Source organism: Streptomyces sp. CA2R106, assembly GCF_037034245.1.
Classification (GTDB): domain Bacteria; phylum Actinomycetota; class Actinomycetes; order Streptomycetales; family Streptomycetaceae; genus Actinacidiphila.
In genome coordinates this window covers 1-3245 of record NZ_JBAGKC010000094.1, presented here as the reverse complement: position 1 = coordinate 3245, position 3245 = coordinate 1, and the positions used below count along the sequence as shown (strand labels likewise).

The following is a 3245-nucleotide window of genomic DNA, read 5'->3' as shown; positions in this document are numbered from 1 at the left end:
GCACCCGGAGGTCAGCGGCAGTGTCGCGGCCACCCTCGGCCTGGTACAGGCGCTCGGCGACGCGGGGATCGGGGCGCCGCTGTGGGTCGCCACGTCCGGTGCGGTGGCCGCGAGTCCGGGTGAGGTGCTGGCCCACCCGGTGCAGGCGCAGGTGTGGGGTCTGGGCCGGGTCGTGGCTCTGGAACACCCGGACCGCTGGGGCGGGTTGGTGGACCTGCCGGAGTCATTGGACGAGCGTGCCGCCGCGCGGCTGGCCGGGGTACTGGCCGGCTGCGGGGAGAACGAGGTGGCCCTGCGGCCCTCCGGGGCCCTCGGCCGCCGGCTGGCCCGCGCCACCCGGCAAGGGTCCGGGACGGGCCTGTCGACACGCGGTACCACGCTGATCACCGGCGGCACGGGTGCGATCGCCGGACACGTGGCGCGCCGGCTGGCCCAGCAGGGTGCCGAACGGCTGGTGCTGACCAGCCGTTCGGGAACTTCGGCGCAGGGCGTCGCCGCTCTCGCCGCCGAACTGGCGCAGGCCGGCGCCGCGGTGGAGGTCGTCGCATGTGACGTCAGCGAACGGGCCCCGCTGGCCGCCCTGTTGGACCGCATCGGCGCGACCGGTCCGGAGCTGGCGTCCGTACTGCACACGGCCGCGGTGCTGGACGACGGCGTGGTGGACCGGCTGTCGGTCGCGCGCCTCCGGACGGTCCTGGCGGTCAAGGCCCAGGGTGCCGCTCTGCTGGACGAGCTGACCGCTGACCTGGACCTGGACTCCTTCGTGCTGTTCTCGGCCGCGGCGGCGACGCTCGGCGGCGCGGGGCAGGGCAACTACGCCGCGGCCAACGCCTATTTGGACGCGTTGGCGGAGAACCGGCGGGCCCGGGGGTTGAACGCGTTGGCGGTGGCCTGGGGTGCGTGGTCGGGTGGGGGCATGGCCGAGTCGAGCGGAGCAGTGCGGGCGAGGGTCGAGCGCGGGGCGATGCCGCCGATGGACCCGCAGCTCGCCGTCCGCGCGCTGGACGAGGCCCTGCGCGGGCCGGACACCTGCGTCGCCGTCATGGACGTGGACTGGGCGCGGCTGTCCTCCGGGCCGGGGACCGCGGACGTGCTGCGCAGGCCGCTCGTGCGGGACCTGCCCGAGGTGCGCCGCCTGGCCGCCGCGGCCGACGGCCCGGCCGCCGCCGGGCACGCCGAGGGCGAACTGCCGCGCCGGCTGGCCGGGCTGGACCGGCCCGAGCAGGAGCGCCTCCTCACGGAGGTGGTGCGCGGTGAGGCCGCCGTCGTGCTCGGGCACACCTCGGCCGACGCCGTGGAGGACCGGCGCGCCTTCAAGGACCTGGGCTTCGACTCGCTGACCTCGGTCGAGCTGCGCAACCGGCTCGCCGCGGCGACCGGGCTGCGGCTGCCGTCCACCCTGGTCTTCGACTACCCCACGCCGACGGCGCTGGCCGCCTTCCTGCGCGGCGAGCTGACCGGCGGGCAGCCGGACACCGCCGGCGCCCGGGGCGGCGCCCTCGCGGTGGCGGCGCCGTCGGACGAGCCGCTGGCGATCGTCGGCATGGCCTGCCGCTTCCCCGGCGGCGTCGGAAGCCCGGAGGAGTTCTGGCAGTTGCTCGCCTCCGGCGGTGACGCGGTGGGCGGCTTCCCGACCGACCGCGGCTGGGACCTGGAAGGCGTCTTCGACCCGGACGGCGAGCGGGAGGGCACCTCCTACGTCGCCCAGGGCGCGTTCCTGCGGGACGCCGCCGAGTTCGACGCGGGCTTCTTCGGGATCAGTCCGCGTGAGGCGCTGGCGATGGACCCGCAGCAGCGGCTCATGCTCGAGACGTCCTGGGAGGCGCTGGAGCGGGCCGGGATCGACCCGGCGTCGCTGCGGGAGAGCGCCACTGGTGTCTTCGCCGGCGGGTTCGCCTCCGGCTACGGGCTCGGCGTGACGCTGGCCGGCCGCGGCGACGAGTCCGGCTCCGAAGGACACGTCCTGACCGGCAACGCCACCAGCGTGCTGTCCGGCCGGGTGTCCTACGTACTGGGTCTCGAGGGCCCGGCCGTCACCGTGGACACCGCCTGCTCCTCGTCCCTGATGGCACTGCACCTGGCGGGCCAGGCGCTGCGCTCCGGCGAGTGCACGCTCGCCCTGGCCGGCGGCGCGACGGTGATGGCCACCCCGGGCACCTTCGTCGACTTCTCCCGGCAGCAGGGCCTCTCGGCGGACGGCCGCTGCCGCGCCTTCTCGGAGGACGCGGACGGCACCGGCTGGGCCGAGGGCGTCGGCATGCTGGTCGTGGAGCGGCTGTCGGACGCGCGGCGCAACGGGCACGAAGTCCTCGCGGTCGTCCGCGGCTCGGCGGTCAACCAGGACGGCGCGTCCAACGGCCTCACCGCCCCCAACGGCCCCTCGCAGCAGCGCGTCATCCGCGCCGCCCTGGCCAACGCACGGCTGTCGGCGGCAGACGTCGACGTGGTGGAGGCACACGGCACCGGCACCCGGCTGGGCGACCCGATCGAGGCCGGCGCACTGCTGGCGACCTACGGCCAGGAGCGTCCCGAGGGGCGGCCGCTGTGGCTGGGTTCGGTGAAGTCGAACATCGGCCACACGCAGGCCGCGGCGGGCGTCGCGGGCATCATCAAGATGGTCCTGGCGTTGCGGCACGAGCAGTTGCCGCAGACCCTGTACGCCGACGAGCCGTCGTCCCACGTGGACTGGACGGCCGGTGAGGTGCGGCTGCTCACCGAGGCCAGGCCCTGGCAGTCCGACGGCCGGGTGCGCCGTGCCGCCGTCTCGGCGTTCGGGATGAGCGGCACCAACGCGCACGTCATCCTGGAGGAAGCCCCCGCCGCGCCGGACGCCGCCGAGGCCCCCGACGACACCGCGGCACCGGACACCGCACCGGCAGCCCCCGTGCTCTCCGGGGCCGGCGCCTGGCTCCTGTCCGGCCGCACCGCGGACGGACTGGCGGCACAGGCCGGGCGGCTGCGCGAATGGAACCTCGCCCACCCGGAGCTGCAACCGGCCGACGTGGCCTGGTCGTTGGCGGCCACCCGCTCGGTCTTCGAGCACCGGGCCGTCGTGGTCGGCGGCGACCGCACCGCTCTGCTGAGCGGCCTGGTGAGTCTCGCGTCGGGTACGCCGTCGGGTGCGGTGGTGGCGGGGGTGGGGCGTGCGGAGGTACGCCCGGTGTTCGCGTTCGCGGGTCAGGGGTCGCAGTGGGTGGGGATGGGGCGTGAACTGGCGTCGGTGTCTCCGGTGTTCGCGGCTCGGC

The 3245-nt window shown here is 75.9% G+C and carries 1 protein-coding gene; it reads left to right on the top strand.

Going from position 1 to position 3245, the window contains the following annotated elements; translation table 11 throughout:
* The coding region (locus WA788_RS35135; protein WP_335984467.1) for a type I polyketide synthase at positions 1-3245 on the top strand (3245 nt) is incomplete at both ends.